General features: G+C 75.0%; 23 protein-coding genes and 1 pseudogene. 9 read left to right on the top strand and 15 right to left on the bottom strand.

Features of this window, described 5'->3' with window-relative positions; all coding sequences use genetic code 11:
• Window positions 1-39: 39 nt before the first annotated feature.
• Window positions 40-972 (bottom strand): NADP-dependent oxidoreductase, encoded by a 933-nt coding sequence (locus D5H75_RS25225; RefSeq protein WP_119929160.1) that lies wholly within the window; start codon window positions 970-972, stop codon window positions 40-42.
• 122 nt (window positions 973-1,094) lie between these two features.
• Between D5H75_RS25225 and D5H75_RS25220 the strand changes: the two genes are divergently transcribed.
• Window positions 1,095-2,219: a GlxA family transcriptional regulator gene (locus D5H75_RS25220; RefSeq protein ID WP_119929015.1), complete on the top strand. Its 1,125-nt coding sequence runs from the start codon at window positions 1,095-1,097 to the stop codon at window positions 2,217-2,219.
• Here the strand turns inward: D5H75_RS25220 and D5H75_RS25215 are convergent.
• The gene (locus D5H75_RS25215; protein ID WP_242454499.1) at window positions 2,197-3,339 is read right to left on the bottom strand and encodes a winged helix DNA-binding domain-containing protein; all 1,143 of its coding nucleotides are present in this window, start codon (window positions 3,337-3,339) and stop codon (window positions 2,197-2,199) included. The genes D5H75_RS25220 and D5H75_RS25215 overlap by 23 nt on opposite strands.
• Before the next feature lie 84 nt (window positions 3,340-3,423).
• On the opposite strand from D5H75_RS25215, the gene D5H75_RS25210 reads away from it, so the two are divergent.
• Complete coding sequence (locus D5H75_RS25210; protein ID WP_119929014.1) at window positions 3,424-4,380, top strand: helix-turn-helix transcriptional regulator; 957 nt, start codon at window positions 3,424-3,426, stop codon at window positions 4,378-4,380.
• A 49-nt stretch (window positions 4,381-4,429) separates the two neighbouring features.
• Here D5H75_RS25210 and D5H75_RS25205 read toward each other — a convergent pair whose 3' ends face one another.
• Window positions 4,430-5,251, bottom strand: a complete 822-nt coding sequence (locus D5H75_RS25205; RefSeq protein ID WP_147425273.1) for a phosphatase PAP2 family protein — start codon at window positions 5,249-5,251, stop codon at window positions 4,430-4,432.
• Between the two features lie 203 nt (window positions 5,252-5,454).
• Between D5H75_RS25205 and D5H75_RS25200 the strand changes: the two genes are divergently transcribed.
• Complete coding sequence (locus D5H75_RS25200) at window positions 5,455-6,459, top strand: hypothetical protein (RefSeq protein WP_119929012.1); 1,005 nt, start codon at window positions 5,455-5,457, stop codon at window positions 6,457-6,459.
• 59 nt (window positions 6,460-6,518) lie between these two features.
• Here the strand turns inward: D5H75_RS25200 and D5H75_RS25195 are convergent, their stop codons facing one another.
• A complete protein-coding gene (locus D5H75_RS25195) occupies window positions 6,519-7,049 on the bottom strand; it encodes a hypothetical protein (RefSeq protein WP_119929011.1) in 531 nt (176 codons plus the stop codon).
• A 363-nt stretch (window positions 7,050-7,412) separates the two neighbouring features.
• Between D5H75_RS25195 and D5H75_RS25190 the strand changes: the two genes are divergently transcribed.
• A complete protein-coding gene (locus tag D5H75_RS25190; RefSeq protein ID WP_119929010.1) occupies window positions 7,413-8,276 on the top strand; it encodes a helix-turn-helix domain-containing protein in 864 nt (287 codons plus the stop codon).
• Window positions 8,277-8,336: 60 nt separating this feature from the next.
• On the opposite strand, the gene D5H75_RS25185 is transcribed toward D5H75_RS25190, so the two are convergent.
• A complete protein-coding gene (locus D5H75_RS25185) occupies window positions 8,337-8,960 on the bottom strand; it encodes a LysE family translocator (protein ID WP_119929009.1) in 624 nt (207 codons plus the stop codon).
• A gap of 80 nt (window positions 8,961-9,040) precedes the next feature.
• Here D5H75_RS25185 and D5H75_RS25180 point away from each other — a divergent pair, with 80 nt between their 5' ends.
• Entirely contained in the window at window positions 9,041-10,369 is a 1,329-nt protein-coding gene (locus D5H75_RS25180) for an aminotransferase-like domain-containing protein (RefSeq protein WP_119929008.1), read from the top strand.
• Window positions 10,370-10,563: 194 nt separating this feature from the next.
• Here the strand turns inward: D5H75_RS25180 and D5H75_RS25175 are convergent, their stop codons facing one another.
• The gene (locus D5H75_RS25175; protein WP_119929007.1) at window positions 10,564-11,145 is read right to left on the bottom strand and encodes a TetR/AcrR family transcriptional regulator; all 582 of its coding nucleotides are present in this window, start codon (window positions 11,143-11,145) and stop codon (window positions 10,564-10,566) included.
• 76 nt (window positions 11,146-11,221) lie between these two features.
• Here D5H75_RS25175 and D5H75_RS25170 point away from each other — a divergent pair, with 76 nt between their 5' ends.
• Both D5H75_RS25170 and D5H75_RS25165 read left to right on the top strand, forming a co-directional pair.
• Window positions 11,222-12,103, top strand: a complete 882-nt coding sequence (locus D5H75_RS25170; RefSeq protein WP_277949971.1) for an NAD(P)-dependent oxidoreductase — start codon at window positions 11,222-11,224, stop codon at window positions 12,101-12,103.
• A 91-nt stretch (window positions 12,104-12,194) separates the two neighbouring features.
• Window positions 12,195-12,644, top strand: a complete 450-nt coding sequence (locus D5H75_RS25165) for a hypothetical protein (protein ID WP_119929005.1) — start codon at window positions 12,195-12,197, stop codon at window positions 12,642-12,644.
• A 98-nt stretch (window positions 12,645-12,742) separates the two neighbouring features.
• On the opposite strand, the gene D5H75_RS43455 is transcribed toward D5H75_RS25165, so the two are convergent.
• The 6 genes from D5H75_RS43455 to D5H75_RS25130 form a co-directional block, all read right to left on the bottom strand.
• Window positions 12,743-14,977: an alpha/beta hydrolase family protein gene (locus D5H75_RS43455; RefSeq protein ID WP_242454498.1), complete on the bottom strand. Its 2,235-nt coding sequence runs from the start codon at window positions 14,975-14,977 to the stop codon at window positions 12,743-12,745.
• The gene (locus D5H75_RS25150; protein ID WP_119929004.1) at window positions 14,974-15,891 is read right to left on the bottom strand and encodes an ABC transporter ATP-binding protein; all 918 of its coding nucleotides are present in this window, start codon (window positions 15,889-15,891) and stop codon (window positions 14,974-14,976) included. The genes D5H75_RS43455 and D5H75_RS25150 overlap by 4 nt, the downstream gene beginning before the upstream one ends.
• The gene (locus D5H75_RS25145) at window positions 15,888-16,280 is read right to left on the bottom strand and encodes a GntR family transcriptional regulator (RefSeq protein ID WP_202638489.1); all 393 of its coding nucleotides are present in this window, start codon (window positions 16,278-16,280) and stop codon (window positions 15,888-15,890) included. Before D5H75_RS25145 ends, D5H75_RS25150 begins: the two co-directional genes overlap by 4 nt.
• A gap of 519 nt (window positions 16,281-16,799) precedes the next feature.
• Window positions 16,800-17,726, bottom strand: coding sequence for a helix-turn-helix domain-containing protein (locus tag D5H75_RS25140; RefSeq protein WP_119929002.1), 927 nt, complete (start codon window positions 17,724-17,726; stop codon window positions 16,800-16,802).
• Window positions 17,727-17,879: 153 nt separating this feature from the next.
• Window positions 17,880-18,716: an NmrA/HSCARG family protein gene (locus tag D5H75_RS25135; RefSeq protein WP_119929001.1), complete on the bottom strand. Its 837-nt coding sequence runs from the start codon at window positions 18,714-18,716 to the stop codon at window positions 17,880-17,882.
• A gap of 104 nt (window positions 18,717-18,820) precedes the next feature.
• Window positions 18,821-19,795: a helix-turn-helix transcriptional regulator gene (locus D5H75_RS25130; RefSeq protein WP_119929000.1), complete on the bottom strand. Its 975-nt coding sequence runs from the start codon at window positions 19,793-19,795 to the stop codon at window positions 18,821-18,823.
• Between the two features lie 62 nt (window positions 19,796-19,857).
• On the opposite strand from D5H75_RS25130, the gene D5H75_RS25125 reads away from it, so the two are divergent.
• Both D5H75_RS25125 and D5H75_RS43450 read left to right on the top strand, forming a co-directional pair.
• Entirely contained in the window at window positions 19,858-21,147 is a 1,290-nt protein-coding gene (locus tag D5H75_RS25125) for an epoxide hydrolase family protein (RefSeq protein ID WP_119929157.1), read from the top strand.
• Window positions 21,148-22,164 (top strand): annotated as a pseudogene (locus D5H75_RS43450) (winged helix DNA-binding domain-containing protein); the annotation flags it as partial.
• Window positions 22,165-22,317: 153 nt separating this feature from the next.
• Here the strand turns inward: D5H75_RS43450 and D5H75_RS43445 are convergent.
• From D5H75_RS43445 to D5H75_RS25110, 3 genes are read right to left on the bottom strand one after another with little or no spacing between them, the layout of a single operon-like run.
• Window positions 22,318-23,025 (bottom strand): hypothetical protein, encoded by a 708-nt coding sequence (locus tag D5H75_RS43445; RefSeq protein WP_242454518.1) that lies wholly within the window; start codon window positions 23,023-23,025, stop codon window positions 22,318-22,320.
• The gene (locus D5H75_RS25115; protein ID WP_119928999.1) at window positions 23,022-23,891 is read right to left on the bottom strand and encodes an ATP-binding cassette domain-containing protein; all 870 of its coding nucleotides are present in this window, start codon (window positions 23,889-23,891) and stop codon (window positions 23,022-23,024) included. Before D5H75_RS25115 ends, D5H75_RS43445 begins: the two co-directional genes overlap by 4 nt.
• Window positions 23,892-23,893: 2 nt before the next feature.
• Window positions 23,894-24,250 (bottom strand): GntR family transcriptional regulator, encoded by a 357-nt coding sequence (locus tag D5H75_RS25110; protein WP_119928998.1) that lies wholly within the window; start codon window positions 24,248-24,250, stop codon window positions 23,894-23,896.
• Between the last annotated feature and the right edge of the window lie 48 nt (window positions 24,251-24,298).

Genomic DNA, 24,298 nt, shown 5'->3' with positions numbered 1-24,298 from the left:
TATATGTCCAGGTCGGGCGGGCGCGGCGCGTTCCGGCCCTCATCCGGCCACGGTCAGGACGAGCTTGCCGGTGGTGCGGCCGGTCTCGCCGATCTCGTGCGCCTTGGCCGCCAGCTCCAGCGGCAGCACCGTGTCGACGTGCGGGCGCAGCCTCCCGGACTCGGCCAGCGCGGCCAGTTCCCGCAGCCCGCCGTGGTCCGGCTCCACGATCATGAACGCCGCCCGCAGCCCCAGCTCCCGCGCCGGGCCCTCCAGAGCCGCCTCCGCGGGGGAGGCCAGCGAGACCACGACGCCCCCGGGCCGCAGCGTCCGCAGCGAGCGCGGGCCGTACTCGCCGCCGATCGTGTCGATCACCACGTCCACGTCGCGCACCTCGTCGGCGAAGTCCACCGCCGTGTAGTCGATCACCTCGTCCGCGCCCAGTCCCCGCACGAAGTCGTGCTTGGCCGCCCGCGCGGTGCCGATGACGTGCGCCCCCAGGACCTTGGCGAGCTGCACCGCCAGGTGCCCGACCCCGCCCGCTGCCGCGTGGACCAGCACCCGCTGCCCCGGCCGGACCCGCGCGGTGTCCACCAGCGACTGCCAGGCGGTCAGCCCGGCCACCGGCAGCGCCGCCGCCTCCACGTGGGACAGCCCGGCGGGCTTGCGGGCCAGGTGACGCGCGGGCGAGGTCAGGTACTCGGCGTACGCCCCGGCGGGCAGGGGCAGCCGCGGCATGCCGTACACCTCGTCGCCCGGCCGGTACAGGGTCACCCCGGGCCCCACCGCCTCGACCACGCCGGACACGTCCCAGCCCAGCCGCACCGGGCCGCCCAGCAGGCCGCCCGTCGAGCGGTGCCACCAGTCCGTCGGGTTCACCCCGGCGGCGTGCACCCGCACCAGCACCTCGGCCGGGCCCGGCTCGGGCCGCTCGGCCTCGATCACCTTCAGCACCTCGGGGCCGCCCAGCTCGTCCTGCCCGATCGCGCGCATCTCCCGCACCTCCGCCTTTCTCCGGTCCCCACGAGCGCCGCCGTCCGGCGCACGCTCAACTCTGCTCGGGCGGGCAGATCGGGACGAGTGGCCGGATGGACAACAATCGATAGGATCTGGCCATGCATCGCGTCGTCGTTCTGGCCATGGACGGGGTCTATCCGTTCGAGCTGAGCATCCCCGCCCGCGTCTTCGGCACCGCCGAGGGGGAGGACGGCCGCCCCCTCTACGAGGTGGTCACCTGCGGCCTGACGGCCGGCCCGGTCCGCACCAGCGCCGACTTCACCATCCACGTGGAGCACGGGGCCGAGGCCGTCGAGACGGCCGACACGCTGGTCATCCCGCCGTTCGGCTGCGGCTACGAGAACGACCGGGAGTGGCTGCCGAAGGAGCTGGCGCGGGCGCTGGAGCGGCTGCGCCCCGGCGCCAGGATCGTGTCCATCTGCACCGCGTCGTACGCCCTGGCCGCCGCGGGCCTGCTCGACGGCCGCCGCGCCACCACCCACTGGCGCGAGGCCGAGGCCTTCCAGCGGGCGTTCCCGCGCGTCGAGGTGGACGCGGGCGTGCTGTTCGTGGACGACGGCGACGTGCTCACCGCCGCCGGGGTCGCCTCCGGGGTGGACCTGTGCCTGCACCTGGTGCGGCGCGACCACGGCAGCGACGCCGCCAACTTCGTCGCCCGCCGCTGCGTGGTCCCGCCGTGGCGCGAGGGCGGGCAGGCCCAGTTCATCGAACGGCCGGTGCCCGAGACCTCGGCGGCCACCACCTCCGGCACCCGCGCCTGGGCGCTGGAACGGCTGGAGCGCCCCCTGTCGCTGGCCGAACTGGCCGCGCATGCCGGGATGAGCGTGCGCACGTTCACCCGGCGCTTCCGCGAGGAGGTGGGCATGACGCCGGGCCAGTGGCTCACCCGGCAGCGCGTGGAGCACGCCCGCCGCCTCCTGGAGACCACCGACCTGCCGGTGGACCGGGTCGCCGAACGCGCCGGCTTCGGCACGGCCGTCTCCCTGCGCCAGCACATGACCGCCGCCATCGGCGTCCCGCCCACCACCTACCGCCACACCTTCCGCGCCGCAGGCCCCGCCCCGGCCGGCCGTACGGCGGGCGCCCGCCGCGCCCGGACCGCGGGCGGGGCCGGCTCCGCCGGGGAGCCCGGCCCGGCGGCGGGATCCGCGGGGGAGCCGGGCGGGGCCGCGGGACCCGCCGGGGAACCCGCCCGGCGGCTCAGGCGTGCGGGCCGACCGTGACCGGGCCGACGGTCAGCTCCGGCGTGCCCGCGAGCACCTCGCCGAGCCGCTCCACCTGGGCCTCCAGCTCCTTCAGGTGCGCCGGGGACAGCTCGTCCAGCGGCTCGGCCGTGACGTGGATCCGGCGGCCGGCGCGGCGCTGGTGCCACACCCCGGCCACCACGCCGTCCACGAGCAGCACCGGGTAGTTCCCGGCCTGCCCGCGCGCCAGCGCGCGCTCGGCGGCCCGCCCGGGGAACAACCGCTCGCGGGGCCGCGAGGCGATCGCGTACGCGTCGAAGTAGGGCAGCAGCCGCACCCCGCGCGGCGGCTCCGCCGGGAACTCCCGGTCGCCCGCGAGCACCCAGCCGGGCACGCCCTCGACCTCGACCCGCTCCAGCTCGCCGGCCAGCGCCTCGAACACCGAGTCCGCCCAGGCCCGCGGCACCCCCAGCCACCAGGCGAAGGTCGCGGGCATGGCCGGGCCGTACGCCCGCAGGAACATGCGCGCCAGCTCCTTCTCCCCGCCGGCCGCCGGGGCGAAGCCCGGGATCAGGCGCGCCGGGCTCGTGTAGGTCACCTTGCGGCCCCGGTTGCGGCCGAAGCACAGGATCCCGCGCGCCGCGGCCAGGTCCACGGCCTGCCGCCAGCGCGGCCACATCGTCTGGAACGCCGGCATCACCAGGTCGCCCGCCCACGGCCCGGCCCCGGCCACCACCGCCTCGCCCAGCTCGTCCACGGTCAGCTCCGCGTCCCGCAGGGCGTCCGCCATCGCGGCCAGCACCGCCTCGGCCCGCTCGGGCGTCAGCCGTACCTCCTCGGGGAAGGGGCTCCGCGCGGGGGGCACGGACGACAGCGCGCCGGTCCACACGGCCAGGTCCCGGGCGGGCAGCAGGTGCACCGTGCCGCGCGGCCCGAAGGTCTTGACCAGCTCCCCCCGCTCCCACAGCGCCTCCTGGACGGTGGCCCGGCTCGCGCCGGGCATCCGCAGCGCCACCGACGCCTCCCCGGCCGACATCACCTGCGCGTGCGCCCCGCACATCGCGGCCACCACGTCCGCCGGGCTCCCCGGGTGGGGGTCCAGCAGGCCCTGCCGCCCCATCCGGCGGGCGAACACCGCGGCCCAGGTCAAACGCTCCACGATCGGCTCCTCACGTCGGCACTGCGCCCACGCTAACCCCTGAGTAGGTCAGAGCCTGTCCTCGATGTGGGGCATGCTGGGGACGTGAACGACACCCCGGCGCGGCTGCTGACCCTGCTGTCCCTGCTCCAGACCCCGCGCGAGTGGCCGGGCGGCGAGCTGGCCGACCGGCTCGGCGTGAGCCCGCGCACCATCCGGCGCGACGTGGACCGGCTGCGCGCCCTGGGGTACCCGGTCGAGTCCACGATGGGCCCGGCGGGCGGATACCGGCTGGTCGCGGGCACGGCGATGCCGCCGCTGCTGCTCGACGACGAGGAGGCCGTGGCGATCGCCGTGGGCCTGCGCGGCACGGCGGGGAACCCGGTGGCCGGGATCGAGGAGGCGTCGGCGCGGGCGCTGGCCAAGCTGGAGCAGGTGCTGCCCTCCCGGCTGCGGCGCCGCGTCACCGGCCTGCACGCCGCGACCGTGCCCCTGGCGCCCCTGTCGGGCGGGAGCCCGGTGGACCCCGCCGTGCTGGCCGCGCTCGCCGCCGCCGTGGAGGGCCGGGAGCGGATCCGCTTCGCCTACCAGGCGCACGACGGGACCGCCACCCGCCGCCTGGCCGAGCCGCACCGCCTGGTCGCGACCGGGCGCCGGTGGTACCTGGTCGCCTACGACGCCGACCGCGGCGACTGGCGGGTGTTCCGCGCGGACCGGGTGAGCGAGGTGCACGCCACCGGGGTCCGCGTCGCCCCCCGGGAACCGCCCGCCGCCGACGCCGCCGAGTTCGTCCGGGCCCGGCTGTACGGCCTGGCCCCCGTCCACGAGGCCACCGTCACCGTCCGCCTGCCCGCCGACCTGGCCCGCCGCCACCTCGGCGGCCACGTCGAACCTCTCGGCGAGGACCGCTGCCGCGTCCGCATGGGCGCGGACACGATCGAGTACCTGGCCTTCCACCTCATCCAGCTCGGCTGCCCCTTCGAGGTCCACGACCCGCCGGAACTCCGCGCCCACCTGCGCGCCGTCGCCGCCCGCGCCCGCGACGCCGCCGGCCCCGCCTAGCCGTACGGCAGGCGGGGGCTCCCGTGCGGCAGGTCCTCAGATGTCCGGTTCAGGCGCCCGGCTCGGGGGCCGAGGCGCCCGGAACGGAGGCGCCCGGCGCCGCGGCCCGCCCCGGGGGGACGCCCGGGGCGGGGGCCCGGCGGGCGGGCCCGGGGAACAGGACGGCGCGGGCCACGACGATCAGGCAGAACGCGCCCAGGAGCAGCCCCCAGGTGACGTCCGTGATGAAGTGCATCCCCCGGTAGACCCGGGACACGGCCACCACCAGCGGCACGGCCGCCGCGACGACCCACACGAGGGCGGTCACGAGCGCGTGGCGGCGCGTGTGCAGGGTGATCACCAGGGCCAGCCCGCAGTAGAAGCACACGGCCGCGCTGACGTGGCCCGACGGCCAGCTCGACGTGGGCGGGGCCTCGTCCAGGCGGGGGACGGGCGGGCGGGTGCGGCCGACCAGGTTGGTCGTGGCCAGGAACACCAGCGACTGCGCCCACACGGCCAGGGCCAGGAACACCGGCTCCCGCCAGCGGCCGAGCACGAGCCGCAGCACCACCGCCGCGACCGCGGTGAGGGCGACGATGTACGGCGTGTCCGACAGGCTGCTCCCCAGGTCGGTCAGCTCGTTCAGGCGCGGCGTGCGCACCTGGGCGATGTCGCGCATGACCGCCGGCTCCCCGGCGGAGGAGGCCGCGACCAGCCTGCCCATCCCGAACGTCGCGCCGCCCATCGCGGCCAGCGCGAGGACGGGCGGGACCGCCCTCGCGGCGACGTCCCCCAGGACGCCGCGCGCGCTCCTTCCCGCGTTCCTTCCCGCGTTCCTCCCCGGGCTCCTCCCCGCGCTCCCCCCGGGGGGCCTCGCTCGCTCAGGACGCATCTGCCTCTCCTCCGGAAGGACGCCTCCCCGGCGACGCGGGCCGGGGGCCGCCCGGGTTCCTGCGTGGTCATGTCCGAACTTATCCACAGATCACGGATCGACACCGGCGCGGCGGGACGGGGGCACGCCGTCCCCCGGACGGGGGAGGCGGATCACCACGCGCGGGGAGGGCGGGGAGGACGGGCACGGCCAGGATCGGGGGCATGGCGAATATCGTGGCGGGCGAGCGCGCGGCGGGACCGGCGCGCGGCACGCGGCCCGCGGTGGCGGTGGGCGGGCTCGCGCTCGCCGCCGGATACGGCGCGGTCCGGGTGTACTGGGAACTCGGGGGGACGCCCGAGCGGTTGTCGCCGGTGGGGCGCGACCTGATGGTGTTCGACGGGTGGAGCGCCGTCGGCCTGCTCGGCGCCGCCGCGCTGCTGCAGGCGATCATGATCGGCGTACGGCCGCGCGGGGCCGCCCGCGTGGTCCTGCTGACCGCGGCGTACGGCGTGGCGGCGGCGCTGGCCGCCGCCGGGGCGATGCTGCTCCTCGACGTCGTCGGGGGCCTCCTGCCGGGGCTGGGCATCGTGTTCTTCCCCCTCGGGGCGCTGAGCCGGGCGGCCTGCGCGGGGTCCGGCCTGCTGCTGGCCCTGGCCGCGGGGGCCTGCCGGCGCGCCACGCGCGAGGGATGCGCGGCCTGCGGCCGTACCGCCGCCTCCCCGGCCCGGCCGGAGCGCACGCCGGGCTGGGCCTACGCGGCGGCGTACGGCGCGGCGGCGGCGTGCGCGGTGCGGATCGCGGCGCAGGCGGTCGTCGGCTTCGGCGAATCCCCCTTCGGCATGAGCGCCGCCGTGATCGTCTTCGAGGCCGGGTTCGTGCTCGCCGGGTTCCTGCTGCCGCTCGCCCTCGTCCACCGCTGGGGCCGCGTCTGGCCCGGCTGGGTGCCGCTCCTGGCGGGCCGCCGGGTGCCGCGCCCCCTGGTCCTGTGGCCGGGGGCCGCCGTCGCCGCGGGCCTGGACGTCTACTTCGGCCTGATGTTCGCCACGATGGTCTACGAGCGACTCAACGGCCGGAACCCCTTCCCTCCCGGAGGCGGCCTGGACCTGCCCGAGCCCTTCTTCTGGGTCTCCGTCCCGGCCTACCTGGCCTGGGGCGTCGGCCTCACCCTCGCCGCGGTCTCCTACGCCCGCCTCACCCGCAGGCCCTGCGCCGCCTGCGCGCGCTGACCGCCCCCGCCGTACGGCGAGGACCCGGGCCCAGGACCGGAGGACCCGGGTCCTCGCGGTCAGGGGCGGCGCGCCGGGACCCCGGCGGCGGACCACAGGCGGGAGGAGCCCCGGCCGGGCGACCAGCGCGTGGCCACGCCGGGGGAGTGGCGCAGGCGGTAGAGGCTCACCGACGCGCCGGTGGTCAGGGCCGGGACTCCCCGGCCCGCGGCCACGGCCGCCAGCACCTCGGCCGTGGTGAGCGGCCGCGGCGCCTGGGCCAGCGCGGCCAGGAGTTCGGCCTCGGTGATCGGGGCGGCGGCGCGGGCCCGGGGGTCGGCCGGGGGCTGCGGGGTCTCGCCCGCCTTCCACAGCAGACGATGCCGTTCGTCCCGCACCGCGACGATGCCGGTGCGGCCCTTCAGCCGGTAGAGGCCCTGGATGAAGGGGGGCGGCGGGTAGTGGCGGCGGCCCAGCCGGTCGCGGCGGCGGAGCACCGCGACGGCCAGTTCCTCGGTCGTGAGGGGGTCGCGGCTCGTGGTGAGGACGGCGAGGACCTCTTCGGCGGTCGGCGCGTCCGCCCGGACCGGCGAGGTCTTCGGCGCGCTCATGCCGCCTCGCGGGGGCCGCCGGGCGCGGCGCGTCCGCCGCCCTCGCAGCGGCGCGGATTCAGGTCACGAGCGATGCGGTCACGAGCGATGCGGTCACGAGCGGTGCGGGGGTCACGGGGGTGCGGCGGGCGGGCCGGGATCGTCATGGAACGGGTGACCTCGCTTTCAGGCCGGGCGAGCCGTCGCCACCGGGCCCGCCGTGCGTGAGCGTGTTGCGCGTGCAACACATTCCAGCATGGTCGAGTGATCCAACTACGACAAGAGACCCAGGAAAAAAGCGGCATACGCTTCTTCTGCCCCAAGGTTCACGTGTTGCACGTGCAACGGCTGCCGAATTGATCGCGAACCTGTCATCATGGATCGATGAGCGAGAACGGCGGCCCCGGTGCCGGGCGCGCCGTCGCCGGGGCGCTGCTCCGCCGCCTGCGCGAGGACGCCGGGCTCAGCCAGCAGGCGTCGGCGGACGCCATCTCCTGCGCCAAATCCAAGATCAGCCGCCTTGAGGCCGGTCTGCACACCGTCCGGCCCGCCGACATCGCCCGCCTGCTGACGCTGTACGGCGTGGCCGATCCGATCCAGCGCGATCACGTGCTGTCGCTGGCCGCCGGGCGGACCCCCGGCTGGTGGCACGAGCTGCCGCTGCCGCTGTGGTTCTGCGCCCACCTCGCGCTGGAGGACGACGCCCGGCAGATCCGGACGTACGAGACCACCGTGGTGCCTTCGCTCCTGCAGACCCCGGCCTACAGCCTGGCCGCCGCCCGGGTCACGTCGGTGACCGGCTCCACCGCCCCCGCCGACCAGGAGATCTGGCCCGAGGTGTGCCGCCGGCGCGCCGACCGGCTCCTGAACGGCGACCGCCAGGTGCGGCTGTGGGCGGTGATGGAGGAGTCCGCGCTCACGCTGCCCGTCGGCGACCCCCGGACCCGGCTGGAACAGCTCGACGCCCTGATCGCCGCCGCCAAGACCCCGAACGTCGTCCTGCAGATCAACCCCGCCGCCAGCACCTACCGCCCCCGCGGCGGCCCCTTCACCCTGCTCCGCCGTGCCGACGCCGACCCCGACACGGTGCTCCTGCATCAGCTCCACGCCGACCAGGCCCTGGTCCGCGAGGAGGAGGTCGCCGCCTACCGCCAGGCGCACACCCGCCTGTCCGTGGCCGCCCGCCCCCCGGACGACACCCCCCACCTGCTGACCCGCCTCCGCGCCGAGGTCGCCGCCCTCCTGTGAACGGCGCCCCGCCCGCACGCCGTACGCCGGGGAGCGTACGGGGACGAGCGGGGCGGCGGGTCAGGTGACCGCCAGGGTGACGGCCAGGACGGCCAGGAGCGACCCCATGGCGAGGCGCTGGGCGCGGAGCCAGGCGGGACGGGCGGACAGGAAGGCGGCCAGGCCGCCGGCCGCCAGCACGATCGCGAGGTTGACCAGGAGGGCGACGGCGATCTGGACGCCGCCGAGGGCGATCCCCTGGAGCAGGACGTCGCCCCGGTCCAGTTCGATGAACTGCGGGATGACCGAGACGTAGAGGATGGCGATCTTCGGGTTGAGCAGGTTGGTCAGCAGGCCCATCGTGAAGAGGCGGCGCGGGGACTCCGGCGGCACGTGCCCTGCCGTGAAGACGGAGGCGCCGCCCGGCCGGAGGGTCCGCCAGGCCAGCCACAGCAGATAGGCCGCCCCCGCGATTCGGATGGCGGTGAGCAGCCCGGGGGCGGCGGCGAACAGGACCGCGAGGCCCAGGTTCGCCGCCACGAGGTAGACGAGGAAACCCGCCGCGACGCCCGCCAGGGAGACGATCCCGGCGGACCTGCCCTGGCCGGCGCTCCTGGACACCAGGTACATCATGTTGGGCCCGGGGGACAGGACCATCCCGAGCGCCACGGACACCACGCCGAGCACCGCACTCTGTTCGATCACGCGATCGAAGCTATCCACGGTGCAATATCGGTTCAATATAGGAAATTGAACTCGGAGCAATGTTGTGCTTGGATCGCGGCGTGGAGGATTTCCGCAGGGTCGCCGACGCCATCGCCGCCGAGATCACGTCCGGGAGACTGCGCCCCGGCGATCGGCTGCCGCCGCAACGGGTCTTCGCCCGCCGTCACGGCATCGCGAGTTCCACCGCCGCCCGCGTCTACCAGGAGCTCACGCGGCGCGGCCTGACCGTCGGGGAGGTCGGGCGCGGGACCTTCGTGCGCGCCGCGGCGCCCCTGCCGGAGCCGGCCCTGGCCGAGCCCGCGACCGGCAGGATCGACCTCGAACTCAACTACCCCGTCGTGCCCGGGCAGGCGGAGCTGATCGCCGGCGGCATCGGCCCGCTGCTGCGGCCCGACGTGCTGGAGTCGGCCACGCGGCCGGTCGGCGCGGCGGGCACCCCGGCCGCGCGCACGGCCGCCGCCGGGCTGCTCGCCCGGGGCGAGTGGCGGCCCGATCCCGAGCGGCTGCTGTTCGCGGGCAACGGCCGCCAGGCGGTCGCCGCCGCCATCGCGGCCACCGTCCCGCCCGGCGGGCGGCTCGGCGTGGAGGAGTTCACCTATCCCGTGCTCAAGGGGATCGCGGCCCGTCTCGGGGTCACGCTCGTCCCGCTGCGGGTCGACGCGCACGGCCTGGACCCGGCCGCGATCGAGGCCGCGGACTCCCTCAGGGCGGTCTACCTGCAGCCGACGATGCACAACCCGCTGTCGCTCAGCATGCCCCCGGAGCGCCGGGCCGAGGTCGCCGCCCTCCTGGCGCGCCTGGACCTGCCCGCGATCGAGGACTCGGTCTGGTCCTTCCTGCGCGAGGACCTGCCGCCGCTGGCCGCCTTCGCGCCCGAGCGGACGATCCTCGTCGACAGCCTGTCCAAGCGGCTCGCGCCCGGTCTCTCGCTCGGCTTCGCGGTCATGCCGGCCCCCGCCGTCGCGGGCGTGGCCGCGGCGCTGCGCTCCGGCGGCTGGACCCCGATGCGGTTCGCGGTGGAGGCGGCCACCCGCTGGCTGACCGACGAGACCGCGCGGGCGATCGCCCAGGCCAAGCGGGACGACGCCGCGGCCCGCCAGGCCCTCGCCGCCCGCTGCCTCGCCGGGTTCGCGGTCCGGAGCGACCCCCGCTCCTACTACTGCTGGTGGGAGCTTCCATCCCCGTGGCGCGCCGACACCTTCGTGGCCGCCGCCGCCCGCCACGGCATCGCCGTCACCCCCGCCGCCGCCTTCGCCGCCGGGCGCGCCCCCGCGCCCAACGCCGTGCGCCTGGCCCTGGCCTCACCGCCCGCCCCCGTCCTCGCCCAGGCCCTCACCACCCTGGCCGGCCTCGCCCGCTCCACCCCGCACGACCAGCTCGCCGAGTGAGGACCGCCCGCCCGGTACGGCACGGCGGAGCGTCGAGTCGCGCGCCGGGCTGACCCCGGGCTCTTTCGTACGGCTCGCGCCGGCGCCCGGCCGTACGGGCCGCGGCGAGGGTCACGGCGGGCAGCGGCTCAGGCGGTACGGCACGCGCCGGTTCAGGGCGGCCGGGGCGGGCGCGGGCCGTACGGCGGGGCGGGTCAGCGGTAGGCGGCGATCAGCCGGGCGAGGTGGCGGCCGGCCAGCCGCAGCGGGGTCTCGCTCTGGCTCACCTGGGCGGACATCTCGGCGCCCTCCAGCGTGTTGATGATCGTGTGGGCGAGGTCCTCGGCCACGTCGTCGGCGAAGCCGGAGCGGCGGAGCTTGGCGCTGACGATGGCGCGCCAGTTCTCGAAGGCCTCGGCGGCGGCGCGCTGGACGTCGGGCACGCGGCCGGCGCTCTCCAGGGCGACCGTGCTCACCGGACATCCGTCCAGCCAGCCGGAGTCGCGCATGCCCGCCGCGAGCTCCTCCGTGCAGGCGAGCACGGCCTCGGCCGGGTCCTCGACGCGGTCCAGCACCTCGCGCAGGGTCTCGGCGAACTCCAGGTCGCCGTGCCGGACCGCCGCCACCGCGAGCTCCTGCTTCCCGCCCGGGAAGAAGTGGTAGACCGAGCCGAGGGTGGCCTCCGCCTCGCGGGAGATCTCCTTCAGGCCGGTGGCCTCGTATCCCTGGCGCTGCATGAGGCGCGAGGTGGCACGGACGATGCGCTCTCGGGTCCCGATCTCGTGCTTGGTCTTCATACGCCGATCCTACTAGTTAGAGCGTTCGTTCCAGTACTGTGCTAGGGTCCCGTTCCTGGATAGAGCGTTCGTTCTAATGAGAGGTAACCGTATGACCGGCAAGAACGTGACCGTGATCGGCCTCGGGCCGATGGGCCAGGCGATGGCGCGCGCGTACCTGAACGCGGGCTACGACGTGACCGTGTGGAACCGCACGGCGAGCCGCGCCGACGACCTGGTGGCGCTGGGCGCGAAGGCGGCCGACAACGTGGAGGCCGCGCTGACCGCGAACGAGCTGGTCGTGCTCAGCCTGACCGACTACGCGGCGATGTACTCGATCCTCACCCAGGCCCCGGCGAGCGCGCTGGCCGGCCGTACCATCGCCAACCTGACCTCCGAGACGCCCAAGAACGCGCGGGAGGCGGCGGCCTGGCTGGCGGACCGGGGCGCCACGCAGATCACCGGCGGGGTGCTGTCCCCGCCGCCGGGCATCGGCCGGCCTGGCATGTCCACCTACTACAGCGGGCCCCGGGACGCCTTCGAGGCGGCGCGGTCGGCGCTGGAGGTGCTCACGGGCACCGACTACCTGGGGGAGGACCCGGGGCTGGCGGCGTTGTACTACCAGATCGGGATCGGCATGTTCTGGACCGGCCTGGTGGGTTACGTCCACTCCATGGCGCTGGCCCAGGCGAACGGGATCTCGGCCACCCGGTTCCTGCCGAACGCGCTGAGCAACATGAGCTTCGGATACTTCCTGGAGTTCTACGCGCCGCGCATCGACGCCGGCGACCACCGCGGCGACGTGGAGCGCGTGTCCATGGCCGTGGCGAGCGTCGAGCACGTGCTGCGCACGGCCGAGGACTCGGGCGTGGACTCGCGGCTGCCCGCCGCCGTGCTGGACATCCTGCGGGGCGGCGTGCGGGACGGCCGCGCCGCGGACAGCCTGACCGCGCTGGTCGAGGTCTTCCGGAAGTCGTAGCGGATCCACCGATTCCTTTCGCCGGCCGCCGCCGTCATACGGGGTGAGAACGACGACGAGACGCGGCAAGGAAAACGGAAGGGATACCGACATGGGCGACATCCAGGCTTACGGCGGCGCGGGCGGGCCGGACGCGGCGGTCAAGGCGCTGGACCGGCTGGTCGGCACCTGGCGGGTGACCGGCGGCGCCGAGGGCACGGTCACCTACCGGTGGCTCGCGGGCGGCCACTTCCTGATCCAGGACGTGGACCTGGCGCAGGACGGCGTCCCGATCAGGGGCGTGGAGATGATCGGCCGTCTGCGCCCGTTCATGGCCGAGGAGCCCAGCGAGCACATCCACTCCCGCTACTACGCCGGAGGGGGCGAGACCCTCGACTACGTGTACGAGCTGGAGGGCGACACGCTCACCATCTGGGCCATGGAGAAGGACTCCCCGGCGTACTACCGGGGCACCTTCAGCCCGGACGGGAACACCGTGACCGGCGCCTGGCACTACCCGGGCGGCGGCGGTTACGACTCCACCATGACCCGGCTGCGGTAGGCGGCCACACGGGACGGCCCCCGGGCGCCACGCGCGCCCGGGGGCCGTCCCGTTCACCGTGCCCTCACGTACTCCGGGACCGGTTCACCGGAACCCGTTCACGTGCAGACCGGGGTGTCGCCGGAGCAGTGCCGCACCTCGGGGTACCGCGGCGACGGCCCGTCGAGCACCGGTCCCGGCCGGCCGCGCAGGTGCAGGTCGAGGAACGCGGCCAGGTGCGCCCGCGTGATCTCCATGACGCGGGCCCCGCGGATCTTCGCCCCGTAGTCCAGGCCGAGCTGGTCGGCCAGCGTGCCGAGGTCGGTGAACGACATGTGCACGGTCCCGTTCACCAGCAGCCACCGCTTCCACGCCGTCATCCGCTTCCAGGCGTCCTCCCAGGAGGCCGCCTCCTCGCGCCCGCTCCCCGGGGTGTAGCTGGACGGCTTGCCCAGGAAGAGGAACGGCCGGGCGAGCCCGCTCTCGGGGAGGGCCGAGTGGACGGTGCCGTCGATGTCGGCCCCGGCGCGGATCCGGGGGTCGGCGACCATGGACGCGAGGGTGCTCGCGCCGCCCACGGAGTGCCCGGCCATCGCGATCCTCGTCCGGTCGATCAGCTTGGCGTGCTTCCAGGCCGGGCGCTTGCCGGTGAGCCGGTCGATCACGAAGGAGACGTCCGCCGCGCGGCTCTTCTCCAGCTTCCCCCACCACGCCGGGTTCTTGTTCATCGGGCACGTCACGCAGGTGGTGAGCCTCCCGTCGGGGAAGGTCTGGGCCACGTTCTCGTACGTGTGGCCGATCGCGGCCACGACGTACCCCCGGCTCGCCAGGTCCTCGCCCAGCCCCGTCAGCTCCGAACGCGGCTTGCTGTGCCCGGGCGAGAGCACGACCAGGGGCAGCGACCCCTTGCGGCCCGCCGGGCCGGCGTCGGTGTGGGCGTTGGTCCGCGTCCTGCTCAGGATGTCGCCGGGAACCTCGGTGATCTCCCCGTCCGCGAGGAGCAGCTCCGACTCCTTCGGCGTCATGTACGGCGCCCGCTCCCGGCCCCCCGGCGCGGCCGGGTACCACAGGGTGACCATGAGCTCGCGGACCTTGGCCGAGGGCACCCACGGGTCGGGGCGGGAGGAGTCCTTCAGGTGGAGCGACGTGGTGCCCACGGAGTGCGGCCCGGTCGGCGCGGGCAGGGCGGGCGTGCCCCGGGGCGCGGCGGACAGGCCGCGCGCGTGCGGGCCGGTGCTCGCGCGGGCCGGGGTGGAGACCAGGGGCGCGGCGACCAGGGCCAGGGCCACCGCCACGGCGAGGACCGCGAGGCCCGCGCGCAGGCCGCGCTCGCTCAGGGTGCGGGTCCAGCGGAGGGAGAGCCAGGCCAGCAGCCCGGCCAGGGCGAGGAAGAGCCCCGTCTCGATCAGTTGCAGCGACCAGAACCGGTCCGCCGGCTGGTAGATGATCCGCTGCCGGTAGCCGAGCTGGGCGAGCTTGGCGAGGCACTCCCGGCCGGCCGCCTGGGCCGCCTGCCGTTCCTGCTGCGAGGTCGGGCCGGGCAGGCATCCCGCCACCCAGGGCGGCGCGGTCGCCGGCTTCCCGGCGGCGTCCACCGTCTCGTTGGAGAGGATCCACGCCCCGGGCGGCCCGGCGACCTCCAGCCGCTCCACCTGCCCGGTGGCGCTCACGCCGAACCGCGAGACGTTCTCCAGGGTGATCGTGACGTTCTCCTGCGCCGGCGGCATCACGTACGGGCGCACCGCCATCGGCACGGCGATCTGCACGGCGGCGAACACCACGAGGGTGAGCGCCATGGCGGGCACCGTGCGGCGCAGCGCGATCCCGGCGGTGACCCCGAGGGCGAAGGCGAAGGCGGCGTAGCCCATCGGGACGATGCCGCGCGCCCCGAACGGCAGCGGCGACACGCGGGCGTCCACGAACTCGACGCCGGGCGTGGTGGTGCCGATCATGAGCGTGTTCGGCCGGCTGGTGAGGTCGACGGGGACCGCCCACCAGGTGATCAGGAGGCTGAGCAGCCCGGCGGCCGCCACCGCCGCCAGCCCGGCGACCGCGAGCTTGACGATCAGCCAGCGGGGCCGGGTGACGCCCTGGTTCCAGACCAGGCGGTGGGTCCCGGCCTCCAGTTCCCGGCTGACGAGCGGCGCGCCCCAGAAGACGCCGATCACGGCGGGCAGGACGTACATCGCGGCGATTCCGGCGTAGTACAGAGTTTTGTCGGCTGCCTCGATGGCCGGCGCCCCGGCGCCGGCCGCGGGCCGCCCGACGGTCAGCAGGGCGGCGGCGAGCGCGATGAGCACGGCGTACACCACCGCGGCCTGGGCGCGGAACTGCCGCCAGGTGAGCCAGATCATCGAACGACCTCCAGTCCGGTACGGCGGGCGGCGCCGGTGGCCGCGCCGCCGGGCGAGCCGTCATCAGGGGAACTCATGTAGGCGAGGACGAGGTCCTCCAGCCCGAGCGCGCCGACGGACCAGGCCGGGTCGAGGACGGGCGACTCCGTGCGCACGATGAGGGTGCTCTGCCTGTCGGTGTGGGCGGCGGAGACGACGTGCTGGTCGCCGGGGAGCGTGCTCACGTCGCGGCGGGGCCCGGTCAGCCGGTGGTGCGTGGCGAGCAGGTCCTCGACGTCCCCGGCGATCCGGACCCGCGCGCCGACGAGCACGACGAGGTGGTCGCAGACGCGCTCCAGGTCGGCGACCAGGTGGGAGGAGAGGACGACGGTGAGCCCGTGCTCGGCGACCGTCTCCATCAGGTCCCGCATGAACTCGCGCCGCGCGAGCGGGTCGAGCGCGGCGACCGGCTCGTCGAGCAGCAGCAGCTCCGGGCGCTTGGCCAGGCCCAGGGTCAGCGCGAGCTGGGCCCGCTGGCCCCCGGACAGCCTCCCGGCGCGCTGGCGGGGGTCGAGGCCGAGCCGTTCGACCCGCCGGCGCGCGAGGTCGTCGTCCCAGGCGCGGTTGAGCCGGGCCCCGAGCCGCAGGTGGTCCTCGATGCTCAAACCCGCGTAGACCGGGGTGTCCTGCGCGACGAAGCCGACCTTGGCCAGTTGCTCCGGCCCGCTGCCCGGCACCCCGCCGCACACCTCGATCGTCCCCGAGGTCGGCTCCAGCATCCCGGCGGCCAGGTTCAGCAGCGTGCTCTTGCCCGCGCCGTTGGGGCCGACCAGGGCGCTGACGCTGCCACGCGGGATCTCCAGGGTGCAGTCCTCCAGCGCCGTGCGCCGCTTGTACGTCTTGCCCAGGCCCTGGGCGCGTAAGGCCGCGGTCACGCTATGTCCTCCTGTGCGGCGGTCCGAAAGGTGGTCATGAACAGCGCCTCGATGCTCTCGTCGTCCAGCCCGGCCTTGCGGGCCTTGGCCAGCCAGCGCCGCAGCTCGGTCCGGAGCGCGGCGTGCGCGGCGAACGAGGCGTCGGTCAGCGTCCGGGTGACGAACGTGCCGACCCCCGGCCGCGCCGCGATCAGCCCGTCGTGTTCGAGCTCCCGATACGCCTTGAGCACCGTGTTCGGGTTGATCGCCAACTGGGCCACCACCTCCTTGACCGTCGGCAGCCGATCCCCCTCGCGGAGCAACCCCAGCCGGAGCGCGTGCCGTACCTGCTGCACGAGCTGCAGGTACGGCGACACCCCCGACCTCGCGTCCAGATGGAACTCGATCACCATTCCTCCATTTATCTAGTGTCATAAGACTATAGAGGAGTAGTGATCTAGATCAAGACGGCGGGTACGGCGTGCCGCCGGCGCACGGCGTGCCAGAGGCGGACACGACGCCGGGACGGGCAGGAGAGGGCGGGAGAGGAGGGGGTGAGACGGGCGCGCCGGGCGCGCCGCGGATTTCCGGTGGCGCGGGGGTCTCAGGCCCGGCGCGCGGCGAGCACGGCGGCGGCCGGGGCCCGGATCGCGGCGGGCATCGCGGGGACCGGGAGCCGCGCCTGACCGGGCAGCGGGGCCACGGTCGCGGGCGGCATGCGGAAGCCGCCCCTCGCCGTCAGGGTGATCCCCCGGCGGCGGGCGCGGCCCAGGACGGCCCGCTCGTCGTGGTCGGCGGGCGGCCCGGCGATGGCGCCCGCCCCGGGGGCGGCGCCCCGGACGGCGGACCCGGGCGGACGACCTGGGCGGACGACCTGGGGCGGGGCACGCGCCGGCCCGCCGTACGGCCGCGCGGGCCGTGCGGCGGGGTCAGCGGGAGTGGGGGGCCCGGGCGGGGTGGCCGGGGAGGGGGCCCGCGCCCCAGCTCGCGAGGAGGCGGAGATTCTCCGCGTCGGGCGTGGACGGCACGGCGTGATAGATGGTCAGGGACTGCTCCGCGTCGTCCGGGAGGCGGAAGGTCTCGAAGACGAGGGCGAGCTCGCCCACCAGCGGGTGGCGGAACCGCTGCTCGCCGTGGTTCCACTCGGCGACGTCGTGCCTGGCCCACAGCACGCGGAACTCCGGGCTCCGGACCGACAGCTCGCCGACCAGCGCGGCCAGCTCGGGGTCGTCCGGATAGCAGCCCGCGTAGAGCCGGAGCGCGCCGACGACGCCGGCGGCCCTGGCCTCCCAGTCCGCGAAGAGCCGGCGGGAGCCGTCGTGCAGGAACGTCAGGCGGGCCCAGTTGCGCTCCCGGGCGGGCAGCCGGTCCCAGTCGCCGAACAGGGCCGCGGCCAGCGGGTTCCAGGCGAGGATGTCGGTGCGCGGCCCCGTCACGTACGCCGGGACGCCGTCCATCGAGGCCAGCATCGTGCGCAGGGCCGGGCGGGCCCGCTCGCCGTACGGCGGCGCGGCCGTCTTGCGGCGCTGGCACTTGAACAGGTGCGTGAGGTGGACGCGCTCCGCCTCCGTCAGGCGCAGCGCGCGGGCGAGGGCGTCGACCACCTCGGCCGACACGTTCGCGCCCTTCCCCTGTTCGAGCCGGGTGAGGTAGGCGACGGAGACCCCGGCGAGCTGGGCCAGTTCCTCGCGCCGCAGCCCGGGCACGCGGCGGTACCGGCCGAAGTCCGGCAGCCCCACGTCCTGCGGGCGCAGCCGGGCCCGCCGGGTGCGCAGGAACTCCCCGATCTCGGCGCGCGGGTCGAATGGCCGCTCGCCGAGGCCGGCCGCCGCGTCCACCGCTGACAAATCGCCCATATCGCTCACGTTTCCCGATCGTACGCGTGAACGTAAGCCCCATGCTGACCCTGGTGGTACCAGGCACCGCGCCGGCCCGCCGTCCGGGACCGCGCGATCGGGGTGGCGGTGAGGTGCCGCCGAGCGCGGCGCGCCGGGCCCGGGAGGCGGCGGTCAGGCCAGGGCGGGACGCAGCCGCCGGGTCAGGAACCGCTCGAAGGTCAGCAGCTCCGGGTGGCGCCGGCGCAAAGCCGGGATGTCGGCCTGGTAGCCCTCCTCGGCGAACCACTCGAACATGCGCTCCTCGATCGGCAGCGTCTCCAGCCTGGTCGGGGTCCCGGTGACGCGCTCGTAGATCCGGGCGACCTCGGGGAAGGTGAGCTCGTCCCCGGCGATCTCGATCTGCCGGCCGATGAAGTGGTCGGGATGCTCGAAGGCGTCGGCGGCGAGGAGGCCGATGTCGTCGCTGGCGATGAACTGCATCGGCCGGTCCGGCCTGACCGGCAGGGACAGCAGCCGCTCGCCTTCAGCGTCGGCGTAGTGCAGCAGGTTGTCCATGAAGAACACCGGCCGCAGGATGGTGGCGGGCACGCCGAGGGCCAGGATGTGCCGCTCGATCTCGGCCTTGCTCTCGAAGTGGTCGATGCCGGTGTGCCGGTCGGCCCCTCCCACGGAGCTGTAGACCAGGTGGGCGACGCCGCTGTCGCGGGCGATGTCGGCCACGGTCTTGCCCTGGCGCACCTCGGCGGCCAGGGTCTCGGGCTCGTAGGCCAGCGCCTGGACGCTGAACACGCCGTGCGCGCCGAGCATCGCCTCGCGCAGCGAGCCGGGGTCGTCGAGATCGCCCCGGACCAGCTCGGCGCCCTGGTCGCGCAGCGCCCGCGCGGCGGGCCCGGCGGGATCGCGCACCAGCGCGCGCACAGCCCGGCCCCGGTCCAGCAGCGCGCGGGCGGTGGCCCCGCCCTGCCTTCCGGTGGCGCCGATGACGAGGACGACACGTGAGTCAGACATGGTGAAAGGACACCTCTCATCCGGAGCGATTTACTCCGCCAAGCTATACCGGAGCGAAACGCTCCGCAAGTCAGGTGCCCGGAACCACCTGCGGCGACCCGGGCTCAGGCCGTACGGCCCGCGCCGTCGCCCACGGCGCGCAGACAGCGGGCGGCCTGGGCCCGGATGGCCTCGGCCAGCTCGGGCGGGCCGCTCACGAGGGTGAAGTCCGCGTTCACGGAGGTGATCATCCAGACCAGGTCGGCCGGGGAGTCGGCGCCGACGTGGAGGAGGCAGCTCGACTCGCCCTCGGCCTCGACCGCGCCCATGCCCGGCCAGATCCGGTCGGCGATCGCCCCGGCGGACTCGTGCAGGCGGACCACCGCGCGCCAGGGCCAGGTGTGGGACGAGAGCTGGTGGGACAGGTAGGTGGCCGCGTCGCCGTACGGCGGTTCGCGGGGGGTGAAGCGGGCGCCGTTGGGGGTGAGCGGGCGCAGGCGGTCCACGCGGAAGCTGCGCCAGTCCCGGCGGGCGGTGTCCCAGGCGACGAGGTACCAGTGGCGGCTGAAGCTGACCAGGCTGTGCGGCTCGGTCTCGCGCCGCGACTCGCCGCCGCGCGGGCTGGTGTAGTCGAAGCGCAGGCGCTCGTGGCGGCGGCACGCCTCGGCGATCGTCATCAGTGTGTCGGGGCTGACCCGCGTGGTGGGGGCGCCGACGCGCACGGTCGCGGTGTTCAGGGCGTTCACCCGGTGGCGGAGGCGGGAGGGCAGGACCTGTTCGAGCTTGGTGAGCGCGCGCAGCGAGGTCTCCTCGATGCCGGCGACCGACCCGCCCGCGGCCGTCCGCAGCCCGACCGCGACCGCCACGGCCTCGTCGTCGTCGAGCAGCAGCGGCGGCAGCGACGCGCCCGCGCCCAGGCGGTACCCGGCGGTCCCCTGGGTGGCGTGCACCGGGTACCCCAGCTCGCGCAGCCGGTCCACGTCGCGGCGGACCGTGCGGGTGGTGATCCCCAGCCGCTCGGCGAGCTCGGCGCCGGACCACTCGCGGTGGGTCTGGAGGAGGGACAGGAGTTTCAGCAGCCGCGCGGAGGTTTCCAGCATGCCTCCAGATTGCCCGAAGCTTAGGACCGAACCCGTCCTAAGGGCTTCCTAACGTGGGGGTCATGACGAAGACGCAGGAGATCCGCCCGTTCCGCATCGACATCCCCCAGGCCCTGATCGACGACCTGAAGGCGCGGCTGGCCGGCGCCCGCTGGCCGGACGAGCTGCCGGGCGTCGGCTGGAGCCGCGGCGTCCCGGTGGGCTACCTCAAGGAGCTGGCGGAGTACTGGCGCACGGAGTACGACTGGCGCGCGCACGAGGCCGAGATCAACGAGCACCCGCAGTTCGTCACCACGATCGATGGGCAGAACGTGCACTTCCTGCACGTCCGGTCGCCCGAGCCGGGCGCGTTCCCGCTGCTGATGCTGCACGGCTGGCCGGGCAACGTCACCGACTTCCTGGACGTGATCGGCCCGCTCGCAGACCCCCGCGCGCACGGCGGCGACCCGGAGAACGCCTTCCACCTGGTGATCCCGTCGCTGCCGGGGTTCGGCTTCTCCACGCCGCTGGCCGGCCCCGGCATGGGCGCGGCGCGCATGGCCGGGGTGTTCACCGAGCTGATGGCCCGCCTCGGCTATGAGCGGTACGGCGTGCAGGGGTACGACACCGGCTCGTGGGTGGCCCCGGAGATCGGCAAGCTGGCCCCCGAGCGCGTCGCGGGCGTCCACGTGAACGCGATGCTCACCTTCCCCGCCGGGCAGGACGGCGAGCTGGACGGCCTCAGCGAGGCGGACCAGCGCCGCTGGGACGCCATGCGGGACTTCAACGACGGCTACCTGCAGTGCAACTCCAAGCGCCCGCAGACGGTGGCGTACGGGCTGCACGACTCGCCGGTCGGCCAGCTCGCCTGGATCGTGGAGAAGTTCAAGGAGCTCACGATGCCGGAGGAGGGGCTGCCGGAGGACGCCGTGGACCGGGACCGCATGCTCACCGACGTGTCGATCTACTGGTTCACCGGTACGGCGGGCTCGGCCGCCCAGGTCTACTACGAGGAGATGACCGCGAACGACTGGAGCCAGGCGGGGGACTGGGACCAGGCCGGGGACCGGGGGAGCGCCGCCGCGGACGGGTCCGCGGGCCGGGGCGGGGACCCGTCCGGCGCCGCGGGGGAGGGCGCGGGCGAGGGGTCCGGCTGGGACTCCGGCGGCGAGGACTGGGCGGCGGCCGCGCGCGGGACGGTCCCGACCGCGGTGCTCGTCTCGGCCCACGACAAGACCGTCCGGCGCTGGGCCGAGCGGGACCACAACGTCACCCGCTGGACCGAGCTGGGCGAGGGCGGGCACTTCCTGTCCATGGAGCGGCCGGACCTGCTGGTCGCCGACGTGCGCGAGTTCTTCGGGAAGGTGCGCTAGATGGGCGCCCGGGGATCGGCGCGGCGGTCCGGGACGCTCGGTCCCCGGGCGCTCAACCGGGCCGCGCTGCACCGGCAGCTCCTCCTGGAGCGGGCGGAGCTGCCGGTGGGCGAGGCCGTCGGCCGGCTGTTCGGGCTGAACGCCCAGGACCCGAACCCGCCCTATCTGTCCCTGTGGTCCAGGATCGAGGGGTTCGAGATCAAGCGGCTGACCGCCGCGATCGAGGACGGCACGCTCGTCCGGTCCGTCTCGCTGCGTGCCACCCAGCACCTGCTCACGGCGGGGGACTTCGGGCTGGTGCGCCCGCTGCTCGCGGGCATGCTCCGCCGGGTCCAGCGCAACGTGTTCGGCCGCCGCACCGAGGGCGTGGACCTGGACGCGCTGGCCGCCGAGACGCGGGACCTGCTCGCCGGCGGCCGCGTGATCACCCGGCCGGAGCTGGGGCGGCTGCTCGCCGCCCGGCGGCCGGGCGCGGACGCGCAGGCCCTGGGCTGGTCCGCGCAGTATCTGGAGCCGCTGATCCACCCGGCGCCCAGCGGCACCTGGAACGTGCGGGGCGCGACGCCGTACGCCCTGGCCGACGGGACCGGGGCGCGCCGGGAGGCCACCGCGCGGGACGCGGCCGAGCTGGTCCGGCGGTACCTCGCGGCCTTCGGCCCGGCGAGCGCGTCCGACGTGCGGGCCTGGTCCGGGGTGCCGGGGCTGCGCGAGGTGATCGACGGGATGCGGGGCGAGCTGCGGGTGTTCGCCGACGAGTCCGGGCGGGAGCTGTTCGACCTGCCGGACGCGCCCCGCCCCGCGCCCGACACGCCGGCGCCGGTCCGGTTCCTCCCCGAGTTCGACGCGGCGCTGCTGGCGTACTCCGACCGCACCCGGATCATGACCGACGAGGTCCGCCGCCGGGTCTGCGTGGGCGACGCCATCGCCGCGACCGTCCTGGTGGACGGAACGGTCGCCGCCACCTGGACCCGCTCGGCCGAGAAGGGCGTGGTCACGATCGCCGTCCGCCCGTTCCGCCCCCTCTCCGCCGGGGACCGCGCGGCCGTCGGGGACGAGGCCGCCCGGCTCCTCGCCTTCACCGACCCCGCCGCCGCCCACGACGTCCGCCTCCTGCCCCCCCGACTGAGCCCGCCGCCCCGGCCGTACGGCCCGGGCGGAGTCGCGGGCCGGTCAGGCCAGGCGGTTGCGGAGGGGCATGTCCCGGATCAGGGTCCAGGTCAGGCCGGTCGCGACGAGGAAGGTGAGCAGGGCGACGCCGAGCGCCAGCGCCGGGTAGACCGCCAGGTCGACGCGCAGGCGCGAGGCGAGCATCGGAAGGTTGGCCGGGGCGCCGACCGAGCCCTCGGCCAGCAGGATCATGGCCGCGGCCGGAGGGATCATGAGGATCCCGCCCGCGCCCCACCGGTAGAAGGCGGCCCCCAGCAGGCAGCCCACCGAGGTCCACGCCAGGATCTCCACGAGGTACTCGGCGAAGACCAGGTGGACCTGCGTGGGCGAGGAGTACAGGTGCGCCCGGTCGAGCGCCTGCGGCCACCCGGCGGCGGCGTACACCAGGGCCTCCAGCAGGAAGCCCAGCGTGACCAGGGCTGCGGCGTACGGCGCGTACGCCAGCACGGTGAGGGCCAGGTGACCGGTGAAGCGGCGCCGGGTCTGGCCGTGCGCGATGTAGAGCGGGAGGTACTCCCGGACCATGAAGACCCCGACGAACAGCGTGAACCACCGCGGGACCTGGGAGGCCTGCTCCCACACGCTCTGCCGGGGCGGGCCCGCGGCGAGGACGACCGCCAGGACGATCACGGCGATCACCCCGGCGAGCACGAGCCAGGCCATGGCCGCGAACCAGGCCTGGGCGGCGAACAGGCGGCTGGGGAATCTCATCGGGAGGTCCCTCCGGTGAGGTGCACGAACAGGTCCTGCAGGGAGATGGGGCCGAGCTCCAGCCCCGCCTCGGCGGCCTTGCGGCGGCGGGCCTCGTCCAGCTCGCCGTAGACCGCGGCCGACCGGGTGGGGCCCAGCTCCTTGGTCCCGAGCACGTTCATGCCCGCGGTGAACGCCTCGACCTGGGCGGCCGGGCCGGTCACGGAGGTGCCGCGCGACAGGAGCGTGTCGCGGTCCTCGTGAACGACCAGCCGGCCCCGGTCGATGATCAGCACGTCCTCGAAGAGGGCGCCGATCTCCTCGATGAGGTGGGTGGACAGGATGATCGTGCGGGGGTGCTCGGCGTAGTCGGCCAGGAGGGCGTCGTAGAAGGCGTACCGCGAGGGGGCGTCCATGCCCAGGTACGCCTCGTCGAACATGGTCAGCGGCGCCCGCCCGGCCAGTCCCACCACCACGCCCAGGGCCGAGCGCTGGCCCTTGGACATGGTCTTGACGTTCATCTTCGGCTTCAGCCCGAACAGGTCCAGCAGCTCGCGGGCGAAGGCGCCGTCCCAGCGCGGCCGCAGCCACTCGGCGAAGTAGAACACGTCGCCGACGGTGCCGATGTCGATGGTCTCGCCCGCGTCCCTGATGAGGCTGATCTCGCGGGTCAGCGCGCCGTTCTCGAACACCGGCCGCCCGTCCACGCGGACCCGCCCGGAGGTCTCGCGGCGGAATCCGGCCAGCACCGACAGCAGGCTCGTCTTCCCCGAGCCGTTGCGGCCCAGCAGCCCGTAGATCTTGTTCTCGGCCAGGCTGAAGGTCATGCGGTCCAGCGCGGTCGCCTCGCCGTACCGTAACACCAGGTCCTCGACGTCGGTGCGCATCGTCAGTCCTCCAGCTCCTGAATGCGCGCGATGATCTCCGTCAGGGGGATCCCGATCGCCCGCGCCTCCGTCACCATCGGTTCGACCACGTCGGCGAAGAAGGTCTCCCTGCGCGCCTTGCGCAGCCGGTCCCGCGCGTCCGGGCTGACGAACATGCCGATCCCTCGCTTCTTGTAGAGCACGCCCTCGTCCACGAGCTGCTGGAACGCCTTCGCCGCCGTGGCGGGGTTGATCCGGTAGAAGGCGGCGTACTGGTTGGTGGACATCACCTGCTCGTCGCCCTTCAGCGCCTCGCTGAGCACGTCGGCCTTGATGCGCTCGGCGATTTGGCGGTAGATGGGGCTCCGGTCGTCGAACATGCCACCCACTTCTATGGTTCCTTACTCCACTAACTAACCCTAGAAGGG

Origin of the sequence: Bailinhaonella thermotolerans, from assembly GCF_003594875.1 — a bacterium.
In the GTDB taxonomy this organism is placed as follows: domain Bacteria; phylum Actinomycetota; class Actinomycetes; order Streptosporangiales; family Streptosporangiaceae; genus Bailinhaonella; species Bailinhaonella thermotolerans.
The sequence above is the reverse complement of the archived record's forward strand: the minus strand, read 5'-3'. Positions and strand labels throughout refer to the sequence as shown.